Annotated in this window: 18 protein-coding genes and 1 pseudogene; 8 read left to right on the top strand and 11 right to left on the bottom strand. The window is 65.7% G+C overall.

Translation table 11 applies throughout. From position 1 onward, the window contains the following. From RTN46_RS01310 to RTN46_RS01300, 3 genes and pseudogenes are all read right to left on the bottom strand, one after another. Positions 1 to 534 (bottom strand): annotated as a pseudogene (locus RTN46_RS01310) (hypothetical protein); the annotation flags it as partial. Continuing rightward, positions 531 to 902 carry a DoxX family protein gene (locus RTN46_RS01305; protein ID WP_312178617.1) on the bottom strand — a complete coding sequence of 124 codons (372 nt, stop codon included), beginning with the start codon at positions 900 to 902 and terminating at the stop codon, positions 531 to 533. The gene RTN46_RS01305 and the pseudogene RTN46_RS01310, both read right to left, overlap by 4 nt. A 64-nt stretch (positions 903 to 966) precedes the next feature. Continuing rightward, positions 967 to 1,947 carry an aldo/keto reductase gene (locus tag RTN46_RS01300; protein WP_312178621.1) on the bottom strand — a complete coding sequence of 327 codons (981 nt, stop codon included), beginning with the start codon at positions 1,945 to 1,947 and terminating at the stop codon, positions 967 to 969. A gap of 189 nt (positions 1,948 to 2,136) precedes the next feature. On the opposite strand from RTN46_RS01300, the gene RTN46_RS01295 reads away from it, so the two are divergent. Then, positions 2,137 to 3,108: a CHAD domain-containing protein gene (locus RTN46_RS01295; RefSeq protein ID WP_312178616.1), complete on the top strand. Its 972-nt coding sequence runs from the start codon at positions 2,137 to 2,139 to the stop codon at positions 3,106 to 3,108. Between the two features lie 142 nt (positions 3,109 to 3,250). Then, complete coding sequence (locus tag RTN46_RS01290) at positions 3,251 to 4,816, top strand: MFS transporter (protein WP_312178615.1); 1,566 nt, start codon at positions 3,251 to 3,253, stop codon at positions 4,814 to 4,816. Here the strand turns inward: RTN46_RS01290 and RTN46_RS01285 are convergent. Next, positions 4,813 to 5,856: an LLM class flavin-dependent oxidoreductase gene (locus RTN46_RS01285; RefSeq protein WP_312178614.1), complete on the bottom strand. Its 1,044-nt coding sequence runs from the start codon at positions 5,854 to 5,856 to the stop codon at positions 4,813 to 4,815. The two genes, RTN46_RS01290 and RTN46_RS01285, sit on opposite strands and share 4 nt — an antisense overlap. 235 nt (positions 5,857 to 6,091) lie before the next feature. On the opposite strand from RTN46_RS01285, the gene RTN46_RS01280 reads away from it, so the two are divergent. Both RTN46_RS01280 and RTN46_RS01275 read left to right on the top strand, forming a co-directional pair. Next, positions 6,092 to 7,165: a peptidoglycan bridge formation glycyltransferase FemA/FemB family protein gene (locus RTN46_RS01280; protein ID WP_312178613.1), complete on the top strand. Its 1,074-nt coding sequence runs from the start codon at positions 6,092 to 6,094 to the stop codon at positions 7,163 to 7,165. Between the two features lie 342 nt (positions 7,166 to 7,507). Beyond that, entirely contained in the window at positions 7,508 to 9,031 is a 1,524-nt protein-coding gene (locus RTN46_RS01275; RefSeq protein WP_396157137.1) for a threonine/serine exporter ThrE family protein, read from the top strand. 60 nt (positions 9,032 to 9,091) lie between these two features. Here RTN46_RS01275 and RTN46_RS01270 read toward each other — a convergent pair whose 3' ends face one another. Further along, the gene (locus tag RTN46_RS01270) at positions 9,092 to 9,937 is read right to left on the bottom strand and encodes a siderophore-interacting protein (protein ID WP_312178611.1); all 846 of its coding nucleotides are present in this window, start codon (positions 9,935 to 9,937) and stop codon (positions 9,092 to 9,094) included. Positions 9,938 to 9,964: 27 nt separating this feature from the next. Next, complete coding sequence (locus RTN46_RS01265; protein ID WP_396157133.1) at positions 9,965 to 10,768, bottom strand: uracil-DNA glycosylase; 804 nt, start codon at positions 10,766 to 10,768, stop codon at positions 9,965 to 9,967. Positions 10,769 to 10,934: 166 nt separating this feature from the next. Here RTN46_RS01265 and RTN46_RS01260 point away from each other — a divergent pair, with 166 nt between their 5' ends. The 3 genes from RTN46_RS01260 to RTN46_RS01250 all read left to right on the top strand — a co-directional run bounded on the left by RTN46_RS01260 (position 10,935) and on the right by RTN46_RS01250 (position 12,305). Continuing rightward, a complete protein-coding gene (locus RTN46_RS01260) occupies positions 10,935 to 11,243 on the top strand; it encodes a DUF3263 domain-containing protein (RefSeq protein WP_312178610.1) in 309 nt (102 codons plus the stop codon). Between the two features lie 34 nt (positions 11,244 to 11,277). After that, positions 11,278 to 11,898 (top strand): LytR C-terminal domain-containing protein, encoded by a 621-nt coding sequence (locus tag RTN46_RS01255; RefSeq protein WP_312178609.1) that lies wholly within the window; start codon positions 11,278 to 11,280, stop codon positions 11,896 to 11,898. 203 nt (positions 11,899 to 12,101) lie between these two features. Then, positions 12,102 to 12,305, top strand: a complete 204-nt coding sequence (locus RTN46_RS01250; protein ID WP_066301805.1) for a cold-shock protein — start codon at positions 12,102 to 12,104, stop codon at positions 12,303 to 12,305. A gap of 88 nt (positions 12,306 to 12,393) precedes the next feature. Here RTN46_RS01250 and RTN46_RS01245 read toward each other — a convergent pair whose 3' ends face one another. Then, positions 12,394 to 12,942, bottom strand: a complete 549-nt coding sequence (locus RTN46_RS01245; RefSeq protein WP_312178608.1) for a TM2 domain-containing protein — start codon at positions 12,940 to 12,942, stop codon at positions 12,394 to 12,396. 402 nt (positions 12,943 to 13,344) lie between these two features. Between RTN46_RS01245 and groL the strand changes: the two genes are divergently transcribed. Beyond that, positions 13,345 to 14,982 (top strand): chaperonin GroEL, encoded by a 1,638-nt coding sequence (groL, locus tag RTN46_RS01240; protein WP_312178607.1) that lies wholly within the window; start codon positions 13,345 to 13,347, stop codon positions 14,980 to 14,982. A 168-nt stretch (positions 14,983 to 15,150) separates the two neighbouring features. Here groL and RTN46_RS01235 read toward each other — a convergent pair whose 3' ends face one another. The 4 genes from RTN46_RS01235 to RTN46_RS01220 form a co-directional block, all read right to left on the bottom strand. Beyond that, positions 15,151 to 15,441 carry a WXG100 family type VII secretion target gene (locus RTN46_RS01235; protein ID WP_312178606.1) on the bottom strand — a complete coding sequence of 97 codons (291 nt, stop codon included), beginning with the start codon at positions 15,439 to 15,441 and terminating at the stop codon, positions 15,151 to 15,153. 193 nt (positions 15,442 to 15,634) lie between these two features. Then, on the bottom strand, positions 15,635 to 17,200 hold the full coding sequence (locus RTN46_RS01230; protein ID WP_312178605.1) for a HAMP domain-containing sensor histidine kinase: 1,566 nt from the start codon (positions 17,198 to 17,200) through the stop codon (positions 15,635 to 15,637). Between the two features lie 55 nt (positions 17,201 to 17,255). Further along, entirely contained in the window at positions 17,256 to 17,969 is a 714-nt protein-coding gene (locus tag RTN46_RS01225) for a response regulator transcription factor (RefSeq protein WP_066301796.1), read from the bottom strand. 41 nt (positions 17,970 to 18,010) lie between these two features. Beyond that, positions 18,011 to 18,853, bottom strand: coding sequence for a methyltransferase domain-containing protein (locus tag RTN46_RS01220; protein WP_312178604.1), 843 nt, complete (start codon positions 18,851 to 18,853; stop codon positions 18,011 to 18,013). Positions 18,854 to 18,893 lie beyond the last annotated feature (40 nt).

Here is an 18,893-nt window from a genome sequence, read left to right as displayed (position 1 = left end):
GGTATCCGGGTCCGCCACAGCACCCTCGAGGTCCACCGGTTCCCAGCCATTGGCTTCCAGAGCCCGGACCAGCCGCCCCGTGGCGAGGGCGGCAGCGGCGTCGGCGTCGGTCATGGCGGCCCACAGCGTCTGCTCAACTTCGGCAGTCACCGCGGCGCTCACCGGGTTGCCCACCTCGACGGCGAGTTCCCGGGCCTGCCGGGTGAGGGCGCGGAGCAGACGGTGCCGTTCGGAGTTGAGCCGGCGCAGTTCCTCCCGGTCCAGGTCCTGCTGAGCCTCGCGCAGGGAGGCACCGAGGCCCAGGATTTCCGTGATTTCCTGGTCGCGCTGCCGGACGAGTGTGTTGGCAAGCCAGGCGGCAGCGGACGGTTTGGGAAGGGCCTTCAGCGCCTTCCCCAGATCCTTGTCTCCGCTGCGTGCAGCCTCAGCGGAGGCGCTGTTGCGGGCTGCCGTGAATTCTGCGGGCAGCAGTGCGTAGAGGCCCGTGACGATTTCGGCCGGAACCGGCTTCGACGTTTCCCGGGCCGCGCTCATGCCGGATGTGGACCGAACCGGCCGATGGCCACAAAAACGTTCATCATAAGAAGGATCGCCGGGAGGGCAACACGGTGGCGTTCCCCACGGCGCAGGTGGAGGGCGACGGCGAACGCCATCATCAGTGCCAGCGCGCAGGCCGCTATGGGGGTGAGAATGGGGGCGAAATCGGTGGCGGCCGGAAGCAGCAGGCCCAAAGCCCCGAGGATTTCGGCGACCCCGATCAGCTTCACCGCCCAGGCCGGAAAATCGGCGGGCCAGCGAAGCACGCGGACGAGCGTCGGGTAGGGCTTGACGAGGCGCATCACTCCCAAGCCAAAATACAGCAGCGCCAGCACGATCTCCGCCACCCACAGAAACACAAGCATCGATGATCCTTCGTCCCCCGGTAATGCCGGATAACCCGGCATTGCCATCCTATCCAGCGCCTGCCTAGAAGCCGACGACGCCGTGCGGAACGTAGTGCTCAGCCAGCAGGTCCAGGTCATCCGCGGTGAGCACCAGATCCAGCGCTCCGACGTCGTCATCCAGGTGCTCCAGGCTGGTAGCCCCGATCAGCGGAGCCGAAACCACCGGGTGCGCAAGCACCCAGGCGATGGCCACCTGCGCCCGCGAGGCCCCGTGGGCCTCGGCCACCTGGTCAATGGCATCGGCTATCCGGCGGTCGGTGGGGGCATGTGCCGCGTAGAGCTCACCGCACAGGGTGTCGTCCCGCGACCGTCTGCTGTTTTCCTCATCCCAGCCGCGGGCCAGGCGTCCCCGCGCCAACGGGCAGTACGCCAGCACACCGATGCCCTGATCCAGGCAGAGCGGATACATTTCCCGTTCCTCTTCCCGGTAAATCAGGTTGTAGTGGTCCTGCATGGTGATGAACGGCGTCCAGCCATGCTCCCGCTGCAGGCCAAGGGCATGGGCGAACTGCCAGGCATACATGGTGGAAGCGCCGAGGTAGCGCACCTTCCCGTCCCGGACCAGCTGGTCAAGGGCAGAGAGGGTTTCCTCCAAGGGAGTGGACCGGTCCCATCGGTGCACCTGGTACAGGTCGATGTAGTCGGTGCCAAGCCGGCGCAGGCTCTCCTCCACCTGCCAGAGGATGTGCTTCCGGGAGAGCCCCCAGCCGTTCGGCCCCGAAGTCACTTCCCCGTGTACCTTGGTGGCGATCACGATCTCCTCCCGGCGCGCGTATTCATTCAGCGCCTGGCCCAGGATCCGCTCGCTGTCCCCGGCGGAATAGACATTGGCGGTATCGAAGAAGTTGATGCCCAGTTCGAGGGCGCGGCGGATGAGCGGCTTGGCTTCCTCCTCCCGGAGGGTCCAGGGATGGGCGCCGAGGCCTGGGTCGCCAATGCTGAGGCAGCCCAGGCCCAGGGCGGAGATGGTGGCCCCGGAGTTGCCGAGTTTGACGTAGCGCATGGAAGTCATGGACCTTGCCTCCAGGAATTCTCGGCAGTAGGTGCGCCCGCACCTGCATCGGTACTGCCGATGCTACGGGGACGGCAGTACCCGGTACAGGGCCGGGGCATGCGTCTGCCCCGGCCCAGCCGACTTCGAGCTGGCGGCCGGGGGCTGCCAGCCGGGTATCCCGCCGACCTATACTGAGCCATGGCCTATCCGGACGCTACCGCCGCTCGCACGCAGCGGAGGGACGATCCGCTGCCTGCCGCTGGATCCGGCGGCCAGCGGGACAGGACCACGATGCGTCCGGGCCGGGAGGGGCCGGCGGAGGAACTGCTGCTGGCATATCTGCGTGAGCAGTTCGGCGAACTGCTCACGCAGCAGCGGAGGGTGCAGGCCGAGGAACCCGACGCCATCCATAAAATGCGGGTCAGTACCCGCCGGATGCGCTCAGCCCTGACCAGTTACCGCAGGCTCCTTGCGCCTGAGCCGGCACGGACGCTGCGCACCGAACTTAAATGGCTGGCGCAACTGCTGGGTGCGGCCCGCGACGCGCAGGTGATGCGCCACCGGTTGCAGGACCTGGTGGCTTCCCAGCCGCCGGAACTCGTCCTGGGTTCCGTCTCCGCGCGGATCGATGAGGTGCTGCTCAGCGACTATGCGGCCGCCGTCCGGAACATCGGCGTCGAGCTGCAGGGACGGCGTTACGGGCGCGTGGTTGACGGGCTCAGCGCCCTCGTTTTGGAACCTGCCTGGACTGCGGATGCGGGCAGCTCCGGCCCGGAAACCGCTGAGCGCATGATCCGCCGGGACCGTTCGCGCCTGCGCTCGCGGATCCGGAAGGCCAAGGCCGAAGAAGACCGGGAACTGCACGCGGAGATCCTTCATGAAGCGCGGAAGGAAGCCAAACGCCTGCGTTATGCCGCGGAAGTCTGGAAGCCTGCCGGCGGCCAGGCCGCCGAAGTGATGGCGGATGCGGCCGAAGGCCTGCAGAAAACCCTGGGCGAGCATCAGGACAGCGTGGTTACGCGGGCGCTGCTGCGCCGCATGGGCAGCCTCCCCGGTCCGGGCGAAAACGGATTCACCTACGGCCGGCTGCACGCCATCGAGGAGATGCGGGCCGAGGCGGCCGAACGGCAGTTCCGCCGCCTCTGGAAGCACTTCCCGAAAGGCCCCTGAATCCGGCACGGCACCCCATAGCCCTGGATCCTCTGGACTCAGCCGGCTACACGGACTTACCCTGCAGGAAGCGGGGGCTGGTTCTTCCGGCACCGAACGGGTGGTGCGGGTAACCAGAGAGAACCGCTGACGGAGGGATCCAATGGAATCTCCCTGGGCGCCCCTGCGGAACCGGATGTTCTTCATCCTTTGGCTGGCCCAGCTCGGGTCCAACATCGGTGCCTGGATGCAGACCGTCGGGGCGCAATGGTATCTGGTGGAGAGTGGAGCCAATCCTGCACTGGTCTCCCTGGTGCAAACGGCCTCGCTGGCCCCGGCGCTGCTGCTGGGCCTGATCGCCGGCGTCCTTGCTGACGCGTTCAACCGGCGGCGGCTGATCCTGGGGAGCAACCTGTTCGCCGCCGGCGCCGGGGTACTCCTGACCGTCGTTGCGGCCGTTGGACTCCTCACCCCGGATGCCCTGCTGCTGTACACCTTCCTGATTGGCTGCGGCGTGGCACTGGGCGCCCCGGCCTGGCAGGCCATCACCCCGTCGCTGGTGCCGCGGGGACAGATCCGTGCAGCATCCGCGCTAGGGTCCGTGGCGGTCAACGCCGCCCGCGCCATCGGTCCCGCGGTCGGCGGCCTGCTGGTATCCCTGGCCGGACCGGCATTCGTCTTTGGGATCAACGCGGTGTCCTTCCTGGGGACAGCGCTCGCCGTATTCATCTGGCGGGCTGCCCCGGACAACCCGGAAGACCGGGAGCACGTCGGGGAGGCCCTGGCTGCGGGCATCAGGTACACCCGGGCAGCACCACGGATCCGGCGGATCCTGCTGCGTTGTGTTTTGTTCATGGTTCCGGCCAGTGCACTTTATGCGCTGCTGCCGGTGGCGGTTAACGGGCATCTGCAGCTGGGCTCCAGCGGCTACGGCCTGCTTTTGGGTGCGCTGGGCGCCGGCGCGATCCTTGGCGTGGTGTTCCTGCCCCGGGCCCGGAAAATCCTGCATGACAACGCCCTGCTGGGTCTTTCCGCGGGGGTCTTCGCCGCCGGCGTCTTTGCCGCCGGCTATCTGCCGGTGCTGCCGCTGGCCGTCCTGCTGGTGTTCTCCGGAGCCGCCTGGATCAGCACCTTCTCCACCCTCAACAGCGCCATGCAGCTGACTCTGCCCGAATGGGTCAGGGCCCGGGGCCTGTCCATCTACCTGATGGTCCTCACCGGGACACAGGCGCTGGGCTCGCTGCTCTGGGGATCCTTGGCCACGGCCTACGGCTACGCGCCCGTGCTGGCCGCTTCCGGCGTCGTGCTGGTGCTGGTGGGCCTGAGCATCCTGGTGCTTCCGCTGCTGCCACGCACCGGAAAGCTGGACCGCAGCGTCCCCGAGCCGGACCTGGGGCTGGAAGTGGAAACCGAGCCCAAGCCCACCGACGGCCCGGTGACCATCCTCGTGGTCTACGAACTCGACCCCGACAAGGCGCCGGAGTTTGTGGAGGCCATGCATGAAGTCCGGCTCTCCCGCATGCGGACGGGAGCAAGCATGTGGGAGCTGGTGCATTCGGTGACCGATGACCGAGAGTTCCGGGAAATTTACGACGTTCCCACCTGGCGGGAGTACATGCGGCAGGAGCACGAACGGCTCACGGGGGAGGACCGCGCGAATATTGACCGTGCCGCGTCGTTGGCCCGGGAGGAACCACGCACCCGGTGGTTCCTCCCGGCGTCGGCCTAGGCGTCGGCAGCCAGCGCTTCGCGGACCCGCGGGGCGACTTCGGTGCCGTACAGCTCGATGGTCTTCATCAGCAGCTCGTGCGGCAGGGTGCCCAGGCTGTACTTGAGGTCGAAGCGGGAGAGTTCCAGGGTCCGGGCCGTGCGCACGATCTTGGCCGCCACCGTTTCCGGGGACCCGATGAACAGTGAGCCGTCGGGGCCTGCGGTTGCTTCGTATTCCGGGCGGGTCACCGGGGGCCAGCCGCGCTCGCGGCCGATCCGGTTCTGCATCCGTGCGTAGTGCGGCCAGGCTTCCTCCAAGGCCTGCTCGTCGGTCGAGGCGATGTAACCGGGGGAGTGGGCGCCAATGGGCAGGGCAGGCTTGCCGAATTCCTTGAGTGCACGCTTATAGAGTGAGACAAAGGGGGCGAAGCGCGCCGGTTCCCCGCCGATAATGGCCAGCATCAGCGGCAGCCCATAATGGGCGGCCCGCACGACCGACTGCGGTGTGCCCCCGACGGCGATCCACGCCGGGATCGTGCCGCCATCCGTGGGCGGGTAGACAGTCTGGTTCTTCAGCGGCGGCCGGGTGGAACCCTGCCAGGTCACGGGCTCCCCGCCGAGCAGGCGAGTGAACAGGTCTAGTTTTTCCTCAAACAGGACCTCATAGTCGGCCAGGTCGTAGCCGAAGAGCGGGAAGGACTCGGTGAAGGAACCGCGGCCGAGGATCACCTCGGCCCGGCCGTTCGAGACCGCGTCGAGGGTGGCGAACCGCTGGTACACGCGGATCGGATCATCGGAGGAGAGGACCGTCACTGCCGAGCCCAGCCGGATGCGCTGCGTCTGGCCCGCAATCGCGGCCAGGACCGTTTCCGGTGAGGAGACCGCGAAGTCGTCGCGGTGGTGTTCGCCGATTCCGATGAAGTCGAGCCCGACCGAATCGGCAAGGGCTGCCTCGGCTACGACGTTCCGGATCACCTGGGGCATCGGCAGCCTGTTTCCGGCAGCGTCGAAGGTGACGTCCCCGAACGTGTCCAGTCCAAGTTCAATGTGCTGTGCCACTCAATCCACCTCTGTCAGTCGCATGCTTTTGCATCTATTAAAGCCGACAACCTGCCCGGGGCAGGGATTATTCCCTGCCGGGTCCGCTCCGCACGGCTGCCCGGCCCCGCCGCGCGGCACCAGGTCCGTTCGGGCAGCTGCGCAGCCTGCGGATAGACTGGAAAACGGTCCGGAGCCCGAGCTCCGTGCGGGGGCAAAAGGATTGATCTACCAACCGAGGACTAGTTGAGGAACTTTGCGAGAGTTTAGTGCACGCCTGGCCACTGCCGAGGAGATAGCTGACTGGGACGCTCACGTCCTGGCCAATCCCAACGGCGGAAACGTCCTCCAGTCCGCGGCCTACGCCGAGGTCAAATCGCACCACGGCTGGAATCCAATTTATCTCGTCTTCACGGGCCCGGACTATACGTCCTACAACCTGGCGATCGAAAAAAAGGTCCCGGTCCTGGGCAGCCTCTGGTACCTCATCAAGGGGCCCGACGCCGCGGCTGCCGAAGACGTGCCGGCCATGGCCCGCGCGCTCGGCGATTTCATCAAACAGACCGGCCGCCGGGTCTTCGCCCTCAAGGTGGAACCCGATGTGCTGGACGGTGAAGACGTGCAGAAGCTGTTCACCGGTGCCGGCCTGGTCAAGACGTTCAACCTCCAGCCCAACGACTCCACCGCGCTGCTGGATACCACTCCGGACACCGAGCAGATCCTCAAGAACATCTCCTCCCGCGCGCGCAACGCCGTCCGCCGGGCCATCCGTGAAGGCGCCGACGTGCGCCGGGTGGAACCCACGGAAGAGAACATGCGGGCGATGTACAAGCTCATGAGCCACATTGAGGACCGTTCCTCGGCACGTATGCGCTCGTACGACTATTACCGCCGCTTCTGGTCCAATTTTGTGGCCGCCGGGCAGGGACGCTTCTACTTCGCCTTCGAAGACGGGGAGCCCAGCGTGGGTGCCTTCGTGATTGCCTATGGGAAAAAGGGCACCTACAAGGACGGCGGCTCCAAGCCGCGGCGCAAGCAGTACGGCGATTCGCACCTGGTCCAGTGGACCGCGCTGACCGAGCTCAAGGAAGACTTCGGGATCGAAGAATACGATTTCTGCGGAACGCCTCCGAGCAGTGAACTCAAGAACAAGGAACACCCGCACCATGGGCTGGGCCTGTTCAAGACCAGCTTCTCGAAGACCGTGACCGATTTTGCCGGGTGCTATGACTTGGTGCTGGATCCGCTCCGGTACCGGATCTGGAACACCATCGGTGAGCGGGTGACACGCCAGATTTACTGGCGCCGACACCACCAGCCGTTCTACTAAACCGCACACACGACGAGGCCTATAGGGGTGGAGAACGTGGATAACGACGACGACCGCCGCAAGCCTGCCTCGAATCCGGAGCCTGTGGCTGGACTGATTCCGGTCATTAAGGCCCCGGAGCGCACCGGGCGGGAGGGCAGGCGCCGTCTCCCCGGGGCACCTGACGAGCGTCCGGAACTACCGGCTGCCACCGCACCGATCACCGGGACCGGCACCGGCCCCGGAACGGGCGGGCTCCGCAGTACCAAACCCAAGCCGCCGCCTGCCACCACCTCCGTGCCGAGGTTGGCGAAGGCCGCCGCGCGGAAATCTGCTGCCCAGGGGGCGGGGGCGCCGCCAGGGATGCCGCAGGGGTTCCGGACCGGTTTGCCAGCCCGGCCCGGCAAACCGCGGGCCCGCAAGACCACTCCGCGCCAGCACAGCCAGAGCGCGGCCCAACGTCAGGACTCCTCATCCGCAGCCGCCCGCCGGATGCTGCGCCGGCTGGTCCAGGGCGAGGCTCCGCCTACCCAGGCCATGTCCATCGTCGAACGCCTGGCCGGCAGTCCCTACGCCAACCCCCGGGTGCGTACGGGCGGCCCGGATGCCAGCGCCCGCAAGACACTGGACCTGGCCCTGGGCATGGCCGAAACCATGTTCCGCTACGGTGCGGGTGCCTTGGAGGTTGAAACGGCGATCATCGCCGTCACGGCCGCCTACGACCTGGACAACATCGAAGTGGACATCACCAACCAGTCCGTCCTGCTGAACTATTCGCCCAAGGACCAGACGCCCATCACCGTGATGCGCGTGGTGCGGTCCTGGACGAACAACTATGCCGGGCTGGCCCTGGTCCACCGGCTGGTCACCGACATCGTGGACGGCAACGTCTCCCGTGCCGAGGCCGCGCAGCAGCTGAATACGATTGTGCACCAGCCCAAACCCTTCCCGCGCTGGGCGGTTACGTTCTCTGCCGGCCTGTTCGCTGCGGCCATCATCGCCTTCATCGGCAGCGGGCCGCTGGGCTCCGCCGTCGGATTCTTCAGCACCATCCTGGTCAGCCTGCTCCAGCGGCTGCTGGGGCGCTGGCGGGTGCCGGACTTCTTTACGACGGCGGCCAGCGGTTTCCTGGTCACGGCCCTGGCAATGCTGTTTTGGGCCCTGAATGCCACGGATTCCGTGGAGGTGGATATTTCACCAGGCATTGTTGTTGCCGGCGGTATTCTCTTGCTGCTGCCCACCGGCCGGCTCGTTTCGGCCGTGCAGGATGCGATCAACGGCTTCCCGGTCACGGCAGCCGGCCGGTTCCTCTCCGCCTTCCTGACCTTCGCCGCCATCGTGGCCGGTATCGCCGTCGCACTGGTGATGGGGTCACTGATGGGAATGCCCCGCCTAGAGGTGACCGAGGTGGCGTCGTCGCAGTACCCCTTCGCCGTGACCTTCCTGATCCTTGCCGTGGCGCTTGCCACGATCAGCATCACGGAACAGTCCCCGGTGAACCTGCTGCTGCCCACCGTCCTGATTGGCCTGGGCGGATTCCTGGTCGGCACGCTTTCGGAGGCGGTTGGCGTGGGGCCGCGCCTGACACCGGCAATAGCCGCAATCGCGATCGGCATGGCAGCGCGCATCGTCGCCCTGCGGATGGGGGCGCCGCAGCTTGTCATAGCCGTGCCTGCGGTCCTGTTCCTCTTCCCCGGGCTGAGTATCTTCCGCTCCATGTACGGGCTGAGCATTGGCCTCGACGACGTTTCGGGCGGCGTGATCGGTCTCTTTAACGCGCTGACCATCATTCTGGCGATCGCGGGAGGGGTAGTGTTCGGCGACAACCTGGCCCGGCCCCTGACCCGGAACCTGAACGGCAACGACCGCCGCAACCGCCGGCGTTGACGGTGGCGCGGACCCGGGCTGCACGGCCCGGGTCCGCGGAGAGCGTCTAGATGGACCGGGCTACAAAACCTTGCCGATCGGGGTCTTCTTCTCAGCTTGGAAAGCGTCTTCCGAGCGGCCCGCGGCCCAGTATCCGGAGAGGGATACCTGGCTGCGTTCCAGTCCATGCCGAGTGAAGAATATTTCCCGCAGGGCCTTCATTGCCTCGCGTTCCCCATGCGAAAACACCTGGACCCGTCCGGAAAGCCAGGCAAGGGCACCAACGGCCTCTGTCAGGAGCGCTCCGTGGGAGGCAGAGCCGCCGCGGTGCAGCCACGTGAGGGTGATTCCCGCCGGAACCTGCAGCGGCAGTTCATCAGCCGGGCCGTCCACTTCGATCAGGGCGTGTCCGACGGCGTCCGCGTCCAAGGCCTCTAAGGCTGCGGCTGCGGCGGGCAGCGCGGATTCGTCCGCGGCGAAGAGGTACCAGTCGGCGTCGGGGTCCGGAGAGAACGCGCCGCCTGGACCACCGAAGGTCACCGGGTCGCCCGGCTGCGCAGCCGCTGCCCAGGGGCCGGCGAGGCCTTCGGTGCCATGCACCACAAAGTCCATCGCCAGCTCGCGCTTCTCAGTGTCGACCCAGCGCGCGGTGTAGGTCCGGGAAACCGGCCAGTTTTCCCGGTCGGTCCGCTCCCGAAGGTCCTCCAGGCTCACGGAGCCGTCCAGCGGGCGGCCATCCGGGCCAAACCAGATCTTGCAGTAGGCATCGGTCCGGCCGTTGGGTTCGAACGAGTCAAATCCCTGGCCGCCGATAATGAGGCGGACCATATTCGGTGACAGCTGCTCACGGCGCAGTACCTGCATCGTGTGGACCGGACGCGCGCGCCTTGCAGGGGTTTCAGCACGTGTGACAGGGACAACTTGCATAGCGGGTTTCTCCTAGGGCTTTTGCCTCTACCGTACCCCGGGCAGCTGCCAGTCGACCGGGGCGGAGCCCTGGGCGAGTAGCATCTGGTTCGCCCGGCTGAAGGGCCGGGAGCCGAAGAAGCCCCTGGATGCCGAGAGCGGGCTCGGATGCGGTGATTCGATCAGCGGAACTCCTTCCAGCAGCGGAGCCAGGCTTTGTGCCTGGCGGCCCCAGAGGATTGCCACCAGGGGAGCGCGGGTGCCGTCTGGATCGCGGCGCGCAGCAAGGGCACGCACCGCAAGGTCCGTAATAGCTTCCCACCCGCGGTCCCGGTGCGAGTTGGCGGCTCCCGCCTCCACCGTCAAGGCACGGTTGAGGAGCAGGACCCCCTGGTCAGCCCAGGCACCGAGGTCGCCGTGGGGTGCGGGGGGAATGCCCAGATCGGAGGACAGCTCCTTGTAGATGTTGGCCAGGGAACGCGGCAGTGGCCGCACACCCGGGTCAACCGAAAAGGACAGCCCGACGGCGTGGCCTGGGGTCGGGTACGGGTCCTGCCCGGTGATCAGCACTTTAACCTCGGCCAGCGGGCGTTGGAAGGCCCGAAGTATGTTGGCTGGTGCCGGCAAGATATGGGCCCCGGCGATCCGCTGCCGCTCGAGCTCGTCCCCGATGCCATACAGCCGGGAGGCCTCCTGCTCCAAGGCCAGGGCCCAGTCAGGTGCCATCAGATCCGTCAGTGGCGTGCCGCTGGTAAACGGGATCGCCTCCCCTCCGGCACCCGCGCCGTCCGGGTCGCTGTGCGTTCCGGGGGGAACATAGGTAAAGAGGGCCGGTTCATCGCTGCTTCTCACCCTTCCAGTCTTGGCTATTTGCGGGAAAGATCCCAGCCGGTGACGGGCTGAGCTAAATGACAAGCTTGTTATTCCGGTTTACGATTACTGCAGGAATCAGACTCTTTTCCCCGAGCGAGCCATACGGCCGTGCCCGGGGAACGGGACGGGAAACGGGGACGACGCAGTGGCAGGATCAGCCGGGGCCAGGGAATTTTCAGTGGACGACGCCGTCGATCCTGAGAGTCCCCTGAGCGAACGTGATCAGCAGATGCTCTCCCTGGAACGTTCCTGGTGGAAGTACGCAGGCGCCAAAGAACAGGCCATCCGTGATCTGTTTGGGCTTTCAGCGACCAGTTACTACCAGATCCTCAACGCATTGATCGATACCGAGGAAGCGCTTGCGCATGATCCGATGCTGGTGAAGCGGCTGCGTAGACTACGTACTACACGCCAGCGTGCGCGCACCGCCCGCCGTATGGGCACAGACGCCTAGGCCGAGCCGAAGACCAAGGAATAACAAGACAACCATGAGCCAATATCCCAGGGACGAGTTCGACAAGGTCCCGGAGACCTCGACGCGGCAGGGTGTCCACCGTGAACGTCTGATTCCCGCCCGCTCCAGCGGCATCGGACTGATCATTACGGTTGGTGTTCTCGCGCTCCTCGTAGGCTTGGCTGCCTACTTTGTGCTGCCGCGGCTCGGGATCGGCGCTGATGGAAACGCTAGCCCGATGGCTTCTGAAACGCCCGGCGCTGAGTCGAGTGAATCTCCCGAACCTTCGCCGAGCGAGACTCCCTCTCCGTCCCAGTCACCATCGGCCACGCCGTCCTCCTCAGCTGAGGAGACCCCCTCGGCAACGCCGTCGGCACCGGTGGCAGACAAGACCCAGCCGGTCGTAGTCTTGAACGCCAGCGGCGTTTCCGGCCTTGGTGCGAGTATCTCGGCCCGGATCGGAGCCGATGGCTGGGCGACTGCGCAGGTAGGGAACTGGGCGGGAACTCCGCTGCAGACTTCAGTTATCTTCTACAACGGAGAAGCACAGCGGGCCAACGCGGAAGAGCTGTCCGCGCTCCTTGGAATCCCGACGCTGAGCGACTCACCTGAGTTCTCCAACGTCACCGTCGTGGCAGGACCCGGCTTCCAGTAAGCAGGTACTCTGCTTAACGCCCGCACCCAAAGTTAAGTCTCCATAACTATCCCCGCGGTCCATGCACGATATTCGTGCCTGTGGCTAAAGTAAGGGCCAGCCGCCCGGAACCAACGCCCTGGCCACATTTCGGCCCGGATCGGCCCGGCGGCTGTTCAGGCGGGTCATTCCGCCGGAGCGGAACCTAAAAGGGGAGAAAGAGCATGGCGCAGGGGATCGTCAAATGGTTCAACGGTGAAAAGGGCTACGGGTTCATCACCGTTGACGAGGCCCAGACCGACGTCTTCGTCCACTGGTCAGCAATCCAGTCAGCCGGGTACCGGACGCTGGAAGAAGGACAGCGGGTGGAGTTTGAGATCGGTGAAGGACAGAAGGGACCACAGGCCGAAGACGTTCGGACTGTGTAGTACGCCTAACCGGTGAGCAATGCCCACCACAGAACCGGCGGCCGGTGTTCCGGCCGCCGGTTCTGCTTTCCATCGGAGGCACGGAGCGTTACTCGCGCAGGGGCATGCCCCGCGCATCGGTGCGGAACGACTGCGCCCCCGCCAGAATCATGATGCCTTCCACGAAGCCCCAGATTGCACCAAAACCCCAGGTAAACACCGTCACGAGGATCTGCACCACGCCGATGGAGGTATACCCGAGGTAGAACCGGTGGACACCGAAACCGCCCAGGAAAATCCCGAGCAGTCCGGCTGCCAGCCGGGACTTGGGCGGATCCACCGCGTAGTAGTAGCCGGGAGGGTATACACCCGGCTGCTGCGGCCGGTAGTACCCCTGCTGCTGGCCCGGCTGCGGCGGTCCCTGCGGAAAGTTCGGCTGCCCCTGCGGCCCAGGGCCTGGGTGGGACTGCTGGTTCCAGGGCTGCCCGTACCCCTGCTGCTGCTGATCGCTGCCCTGGTCGCCGTAGTCTCCGGGAGGACGGCCATAGGGAGGTGGGGGTGGTACGGCGCTGGCACCATGCGGTGAGGCTGCCGGGGGTGCACCGGTGTGCTCATCATCCCGTTCCTCAGAAGGGCGGTCATTCGGCGGCTGGTTCATGGACATGGTCCTCACAGGTCTGGGGGGGACACCTGCCGGGAGCCTGGTCCCGGCGGTCTCCTGCAATTGCTGAAGAACCAATGTACGCCGCCTCACAGTCAATCGGGGGACCCTTCCGGGAGAATGTCCTCCGGAGCTCTGCCGCGGAGCGGTTTTAACCCCGAAACCTCGGCCGCCAGGCTAAGTGACTGCTTGCACTCAAAGGGCGGGAGTGCTAATTATTGACTTAGCACTCTTGCGGGTTGACTGCTAAGTCGCCGGTGTTGAGTGAACCAGCAAGCCACTGGGGTGAGGGACCGGAATGCGCGTAAAGAGATCGTGTGCTTCGCCCCGTCCGTCGCGGGCGCCTCAGCCAGGAATGCAACATCCAAGCATGACTGTTCCGGAAGGACGATAGCCGTTATGGCCAAGATCATTGCATTTGACGAAGAGGCACGCCGCGGCCTTGAGCGGGGCCTCAACACCCTCGCCGACGCCGTCAAGGTCACCCTCGGCCCGCGTGGCCGCAACGTCGTACTCGAAAAGAAGTGGGGCGCCCCCACGATCACCAATGACGGCGTTTCCATCGCCAAGGAGATCGAGCTGGACGATCCGTACGAGAAGATCGGCGCTGAGCTGGTCAAGGAAGTTGCCAAGAAGACGGACGACGTCGCTGGCGACGGCACCACCACGGCAACCGTCCTCGCCCAGGCACTCGTGAAGGAAGGCCTGCGCAACGTTGCTGCCGGCGCCGACCCCCTGGGCCTCAAGCGCGGCATTGAGAAGGCCGTCGCGGCCGTCACTGCTGAACTGCTTGCTTCCGCCAAGGAAATCGAAACCAAGGAGCAGATCGCTGCCACGGCTTCCATCTCTGCCGGTGACCAGCAGATCGGCGACCTGATCGCCGAAGCCCTGGACAAGGTTGGCAAGGAAGGCGTCATCACGGTCGAAGAGTCGAACACCTTCGGCTTGGAGCTTGAGCTCACCGAGGGTATGCGCTTCGACAAGGGCTACATCTCCGGCTACTTCGTCACCGACGCAGAGCGCCAGGAAGCAGTCCTCGAGGACCCCTACATCCTGATCGTCAACTCCAAGATCTCCAGCGTGAAGGACCTGGTTGGGATCCTGGAGAAGGTCATGCAGTCCGGCAAGCCGCTGCTGATCATCGCCGAAGACGTTGAAGCCGAGGCGCTGGCTACCCTGATCGTGAATAAGATGCGCGGCCTGTTCAAGTCTGTAGCCGTGAAGGCTCCGGGCTTCGGCGACCGCCGCAAGGCGCAGCTGGCTGACATCGCCATCCTCACCGGTGGCCAGGTCATCGCCGAGGAAATCGGCCTCAAGCTCGAGAACGCCACCCTGGACCTGCTTGGCCGTGCCCGCAAGGTCGTAGTCACCAAGGACGAAACCACCATCGTCGAAGGCGCAGGTGACTCCGAGGAAATCGCAGGCCGCGTCAGCCAGATCCGTGCCGAGATCGAGAACTCCGATTCCGACTACGACCGCGAGAAGCTGCAGGAACGCCTGGCCAAGCTGGCCGGCGGCGTTGCAGTCATCAAGGCCGGTGCCGCAACCGAGGTTGAGCTCAAGGAACGCAAGCACCGCATCGAAGATGCAGTGCGCAACGCCAAGGCTGCAGTCGAAGAAGGCATCGTTGCCGGCGGCGGCGTGGCACTGATCCAGGCTGGCCAGAAGGCATTCGCCGGGCTGTCGCTGGAAGGCGACGAAGCGACCGGCGCCAACATCGTCAAGGTCGCCATTGACGCACCGCTGAAGCAGATTGCCTTCAACGCCGGCCTCGAGCCCGGCGTTGTGGCTGACAAGGTCCGCAGCCTGCCGGAGGGCTTCGGCCTGAACGCCGCTACCGGTGAGTACGAAGACCTGCTGGCAGCCGGCGTCAACGACCCGGTAAAGGTGACCCGCTCTGCACTGCAGAACGCGGCTTCCATCGCCGGCCTGTTCCTGACCACCGAAGCTGTTGTAGCCGATAAGCCCGAAAAGGCTGCTCCGGCTATGGGCGGTGGCGACGAAATGGGTGGCATGGGTGGTATGGGCGGCTTCTAGCACCCATCCCACCGGTGTAAGCCGGTGAGCACTACCTGCGCTAAGGACGCGGTACCCGATTGGGTGCCGCGTCCTTAGCGTTGCCGGTGATTTGGGTGGCACGGCCCTTCGCGTTGCGGCTCTGAGCTGTGCAAGGCCGTTCAGATCGGCAGTGCCCCCGGCACGTCCTCAGCGCATAAACAGCGCCGTGTTGGCCGCCTCCGTGTCCGCGTACTGGGTGGAGGCGTAGGCAAGAGCCTGGTTGATACTCGCCAGCGACTCCTCCACCCGCGCCTGGGTTGCCCGCCAGTCGGTAATAAGCAGCTGAAAGTTAGCCGATGCCTGTCCTTGCCAGGACTCACCCAGCGACTGGAGGCCGGCCTGCATGGTGTTGACGTCAGCCTGCAGCCGGTCGATGGTGCCGCGCACCTCGGCGCTCTTAGCCGCCAGGATGTCACTGTCTACATGGAAACCCGCCATGGAACCCCTCCAGTACTCTGAGGCCGCCCGTTGCGGCCCTGCTCCAGACGCTAGGCCCCGATCCTGATGGGAGGGGCAGGACGGGCGCTGCTGTGGACCAGCGGCGGGGCCTGAGCAGACGGCAAGGGCATGTGGAGGAATGGACGCCGGTGCGGCAGAAGGGCGGGGCGCACGCTGTACGTGCTGTGCCGGGCTATGCTGGCGGGTTTTCTTCCTGTGGACCGTTTCGCTTGCCCGGACCGGGCTCAATGTCCTCCGGGAGACGCGGTGTTTCGGCATCCGGGACGCTGTCGTCCGCTGCTTTGCCGCCGGGATCGCGGGTCTTCGGCGGTGTAGATGCCGGCGTGGAGCCGTCACCGTCGTCGTCATGGTCCGGCATGCTTTCGGGCTGCTGGTAGGGCAGCCGGATGGACATGGTGGCGCCGCCGCCCTCGGTCTCGGTCAGCCGGACGGTGCCGTCGTGCTGGGCTACCAGGGCGGCCACGATGGCGAGGCCGAGGCCGGTCCCGCCGGTTTCCCGGTAGCGCGAGGAATCGGCGCGGTAGAAGCGTTCGAAGACCCTTGCGGCGTCTTCCTCGGAGATACCCGGCCCATGGTCGCGGACCTCGAGGACAGCGTCCATGCGGTCGTGGATCACCGGAGCGACGCCGACGGCGACCTCAATGGGCGAGCCTGCCGGCGTGTAGCGAAGGGCATTGGTCATCAGATTGGCCACAACCTGCCGGAGGCGGGCCTCATCGCCCATGGTCGGCGCGCTCCGCGGGGACCTGCCGTCCAGTCCGACGACCTTGATCTCGCGGTCCGGTGCGCTGGCCCTGGCGTCGAGGGCGGCGTCGTTGCCGAGGATCATCAGGTCCACGGGCCGGTATTCCAGCGGCCGCTGTTCATCGATGCGTGCCAGCGTCAACAGGTCCTCGACGAGCTGGCCCATCCGTTTGGCCTCGCTCTCGATCCGGCCCATCGCGGCCCCGATGTCCTCGGGTTTTTGGAGCGCTCCGTGCCGGTACAGTTCGGAAAAGCCGCGGATGGTGACCAGGGGAGTGCGGAGTTCGTGCGATGCATCCTGGACGAAGCGGCGCATCTTCTGTTCAGACTGGGTCCGGGCGGCGAAGGCAGTTTCAATGTGCGCCAGCATGGCGTTCAGGGAGCGCGAAAGGCGGCCGATCTCAGTGGCCGGGTTGCCGACCTCGACGCGCCGGGACAAGTCTCCCGCAGCGATGGCAGCGGCCGTTCTTTCAACGTGGCTGAGGGGACGGAACTGGCGGGTAACGGCCCAGTAGGCAATGCCGGTGGCTCCAAGGGTGCCGAGGAGACCGACCGAGAAGACCAGGGAAGCTGCTTCATCGACCGTCTCGGCCACCGAATCCAGTGAAACCGCCACGGCCACCGAACCCGGGAAATTTGCGATGTGGAAAACCTGGACGCGCCAGCCCTTGCTTCCGGGTGCCGTGCCGGGGACGTCGAAGCCGCGGCCATTGATCTCATCGACGGTTGCCGAGCTGATGTTGCCCAGCGCCGGGGTATCGAAGTTGGCCTCAGAGTGGGTTTCGGGCCCGTGTTCACCGTTCTCATCGAGGTACAGGCCGTAAAAACGGAACAGCGAGGTATCCACGGCGGGCCCGCCGGACACGAGGTAGCGGGAGATGGCCGTGGCGTTGTCCTGGATATCGGCATCCAGCCGGCTGACGAGGATCTGCCGCAGGACGTAGATCGTGGCCAGGCCGGTGATGGTTACCGTAACGACCATAAGCACGGCCATGATGGCCACCAGCTGCGATCGCAGCGAAGCCGATTTCCAGCGCCGGATCAAGGTTTTAGCGCTTCTCCGTCGTGCGCAGCAAATAACCGACGCCGCGCTTGGTCTGGATCAGTGCCGGAGCGTCGGGACTGCGGTCGATCTTGCGGCGCAGGTAGGAGATGTAGGACTCCACGATCGAGGCATCGCCGTTGAAGTCGTACTCCCAAACGTGGTCGAGGATCTGCGCCTTCGACAGCACCCGGTTGGGATTCAGCATCAGGTAGCGCAGCAGCTTGAACTCGGTGGGGGAGAGATCGATGGTGACGCCTCCGCGGCGCACCTCGTGCGCGTCGTCGTCGAGCTCCAGGTCCTCCACCCGGATGACGGCGTCGTCATCGTCGAGGGGCTGGGTGCGGCGGAGCACGGCCCGGATGCGGGCCACAACTTCGTCCAGACTGAAGGGTTTGGTGACATAATCGTCGCCGCCGACCGTGAGTCCGGTGACCTTGTCCTCGGTATCGTCCCGGGCCGTCAGGAACACGACCGGGAAATGCCGTCCGGCAGCCCTGAGCCGGCGGGTCAGGGTAAAACCGTCCATATCCGGCAACATCACGTCCAGGACAGCTAGGTCAGGACTGTGCTCATCAACCGCGGCGAGGGCTTCGCGGCCGTTTCCGGCCGCGACGACGTCGAAGCCGGCGAAACGCAGCGACGTGGAGAGCAGCTCGCGGATATTGGGTTCGTCGTCGACGACGAGGAGCCGGGCTTCGGGTGCAGACGATTTGTTCACGTGTCCCAGTTTCTAGCATTTGGCTGGTGGTTTCCTGAATGTTAGCCCGGCACCCGCTGTGGGCGAAGAGTGAAGATGATCTGCCGTGCCTCCAGCGCCCCACTCCGGAAACCGGCAACAAGATTGGCCATCCTTTCCGTGCCTTCCGGGCCCAGCAACAGGTGCAGCCCCATCTCGGGTGGGTTCTCCAGGGCTGAACGTCCGCGTTCCATGTACTCAATGGCTGCTCCCGAGAGGTCCGTGCTGGACCCGGCCTCGAAACCGGCGGCCAGTCCTGCGGCCAGGTAGTCGTCCGCTGCCGACACAAAGGAGTGGTCCGGTGCCGTAGCCCAGGGCAAAGGGTATCGGGGCTTCCCGGTGGGGCCGGACATGATGTCGTACACGGCGAATGATGCCCCGTCTGTCAGCACCCGAGCCACCTCAGCGAACAGGCGCTGTTTCTGCGGGATGTTCATTCCGGCGTGGAGCATGGTAGCGGCGTCGAAGGACGAGTCTGCGAACGGCATCTCCAGTGCGTTGGCCACGGCGAACTGCACCTGGTCGTCGAGCCCGCAGCGGCGGGTGAGTGCCGCCGCTGCATCGACGAACTCCGGCGTGAGGTCGATTCCCATTACGCGGGCTCCGAACTGCCCCGCGAAGGCCCGTGCCGGGCCTCCGATGCCGCTGCCGATGTCCAGGACGGCCGTCCCCGGACCGATTCCGGCAGCCTCGGCCAACTGAAGAGCCGCAGGCGCGCCGCCAATATGCAGCTCATCTGCGGCGGCCAGATCCTGCCAACCGAGGTCATCCGGGTCCAGGCCAAGGCTTACCGCGGCGTGGACAAGCCGGTCTTCAACCCCTGGCGCTCCGTAATGGCGGGTCACAGCGACTTCGTACTCGTCCATGGTGGTTCCTCCTCCGGGCGGTTTGCGCACAGCATACGCC

It is taken from the genome of Arthrobacter sp., from assembly GCF_031988865.1.
Lineage (GTDB): Bacteria > Actinomycetota > Actinomycetes > Actinomycetales > Micrococcaceae > Arthrobacter_B.
The sequence above is the reverse complement of the archived record's forward strand: the minus strand, read 5'-3'. Positions and strand labels throughout refer to the sequence as shown.

What these genes read in the sequence shown, in the direction of transcription:
- RTN46_RS01275 (WP_396157137.1), top strand. Translation starts at nt 7,508, where the DNA reads ATGCCGCAGGGGTTCCGGACCGGTTTGCCAGCCCGGCCCGGCAAACCG.
- groL (WP_312178607.1), top strand. Translation starts at nt 13,345, where the DNA reads ATGGCCAAGATCATTGCATTTGACGAAGAGGCACGCCGCGGCCTTGAG.
- RTN46_RS01230 (WP_312178605.1), bottom strand. Translation starts at nt 17,200, where the DNA reads ATGGCCGTGCTTATGGTCGTTACGGTAACCATCACCGGCCTGGCCACG.
- RTN46_RS01250 (WP_066301805.1), top strand. Translation starts at nt 12,102, where the DNA reads ATGGCGCAGGGGATCGTCAAATGGTTCAACGGTGAAAAGGGCTACGGG.
- RTN46_RS01270 (WP_312178611.1), bottom strand. Translation starts at nt 9,937, where the DNA reads ATGCAAGTTGTCCCTGTCACACGTGCTGAAACCCCTGCAAGGCGCGCG.
- RTN46_RS01305 (WP_312178617.1), bottom strand. Translation starts at nt 902, where the DNA reads ATGCTTGTGTTTCTGTGGGTGGCGGAGATCGTGCTGGCGCTGCTGTAT.
- RTN46_RS01290 (WP_312178615.1), top strand. Translation starts at nt 3,251, where the DNA reads ATGGAATCTCCCTGGGCGCCCCTGCGGAACCGGATGTTCTTCATCCTT.
- RTN46_RS01235 (WP_312178606.1), bottom strand. Translation starts at nt 15,441, where the DNA reads ATGGCGGGTTTCCATGTAGACAGTGACATCCTGGCGGCTAAGAGCGCC.
- RTN46_RS01255 (WP_312178609.1), top strand. Translation starts at nt 11,278, where the DNA reads ATGAGCCAATATCCCAGGGACGAGTTCGACAAGGTCCCGGAGACCTCG.
- RTN46_RS01245 (WP_312178608.1), bottom strand. Translation starts at nt 12,942, where the DNA reads ATGAACCAGCCGCCGAATGACCGCCCTTCTGAGGAACGGGATGATGAG.
- RTN46_RS01300 (WP_312178621.1), bottom strand. Translation starts at nt 1,947, where the DNA reads ATGCGCTACGTCAAACTCGGCAACTCCGGGGCCACCATCTCCGCCCTG.
- RTN46_RS01220 (WP_312178604.1), bottom strand. Translation starts at nt 18,853, where the DNA reads ATGGACGAGTACGAAGTCGCTGTGACCCGCCATTACGGAGCGCCAGGG.
- RTN46_RS01295 (WP_312178616.1), top strand. Translation starts at nt 2,137, where the DNA reads ATGGCCTATCCGGACGCTACCGCCGCTCGCACGCAGCGGAGGGACGAT.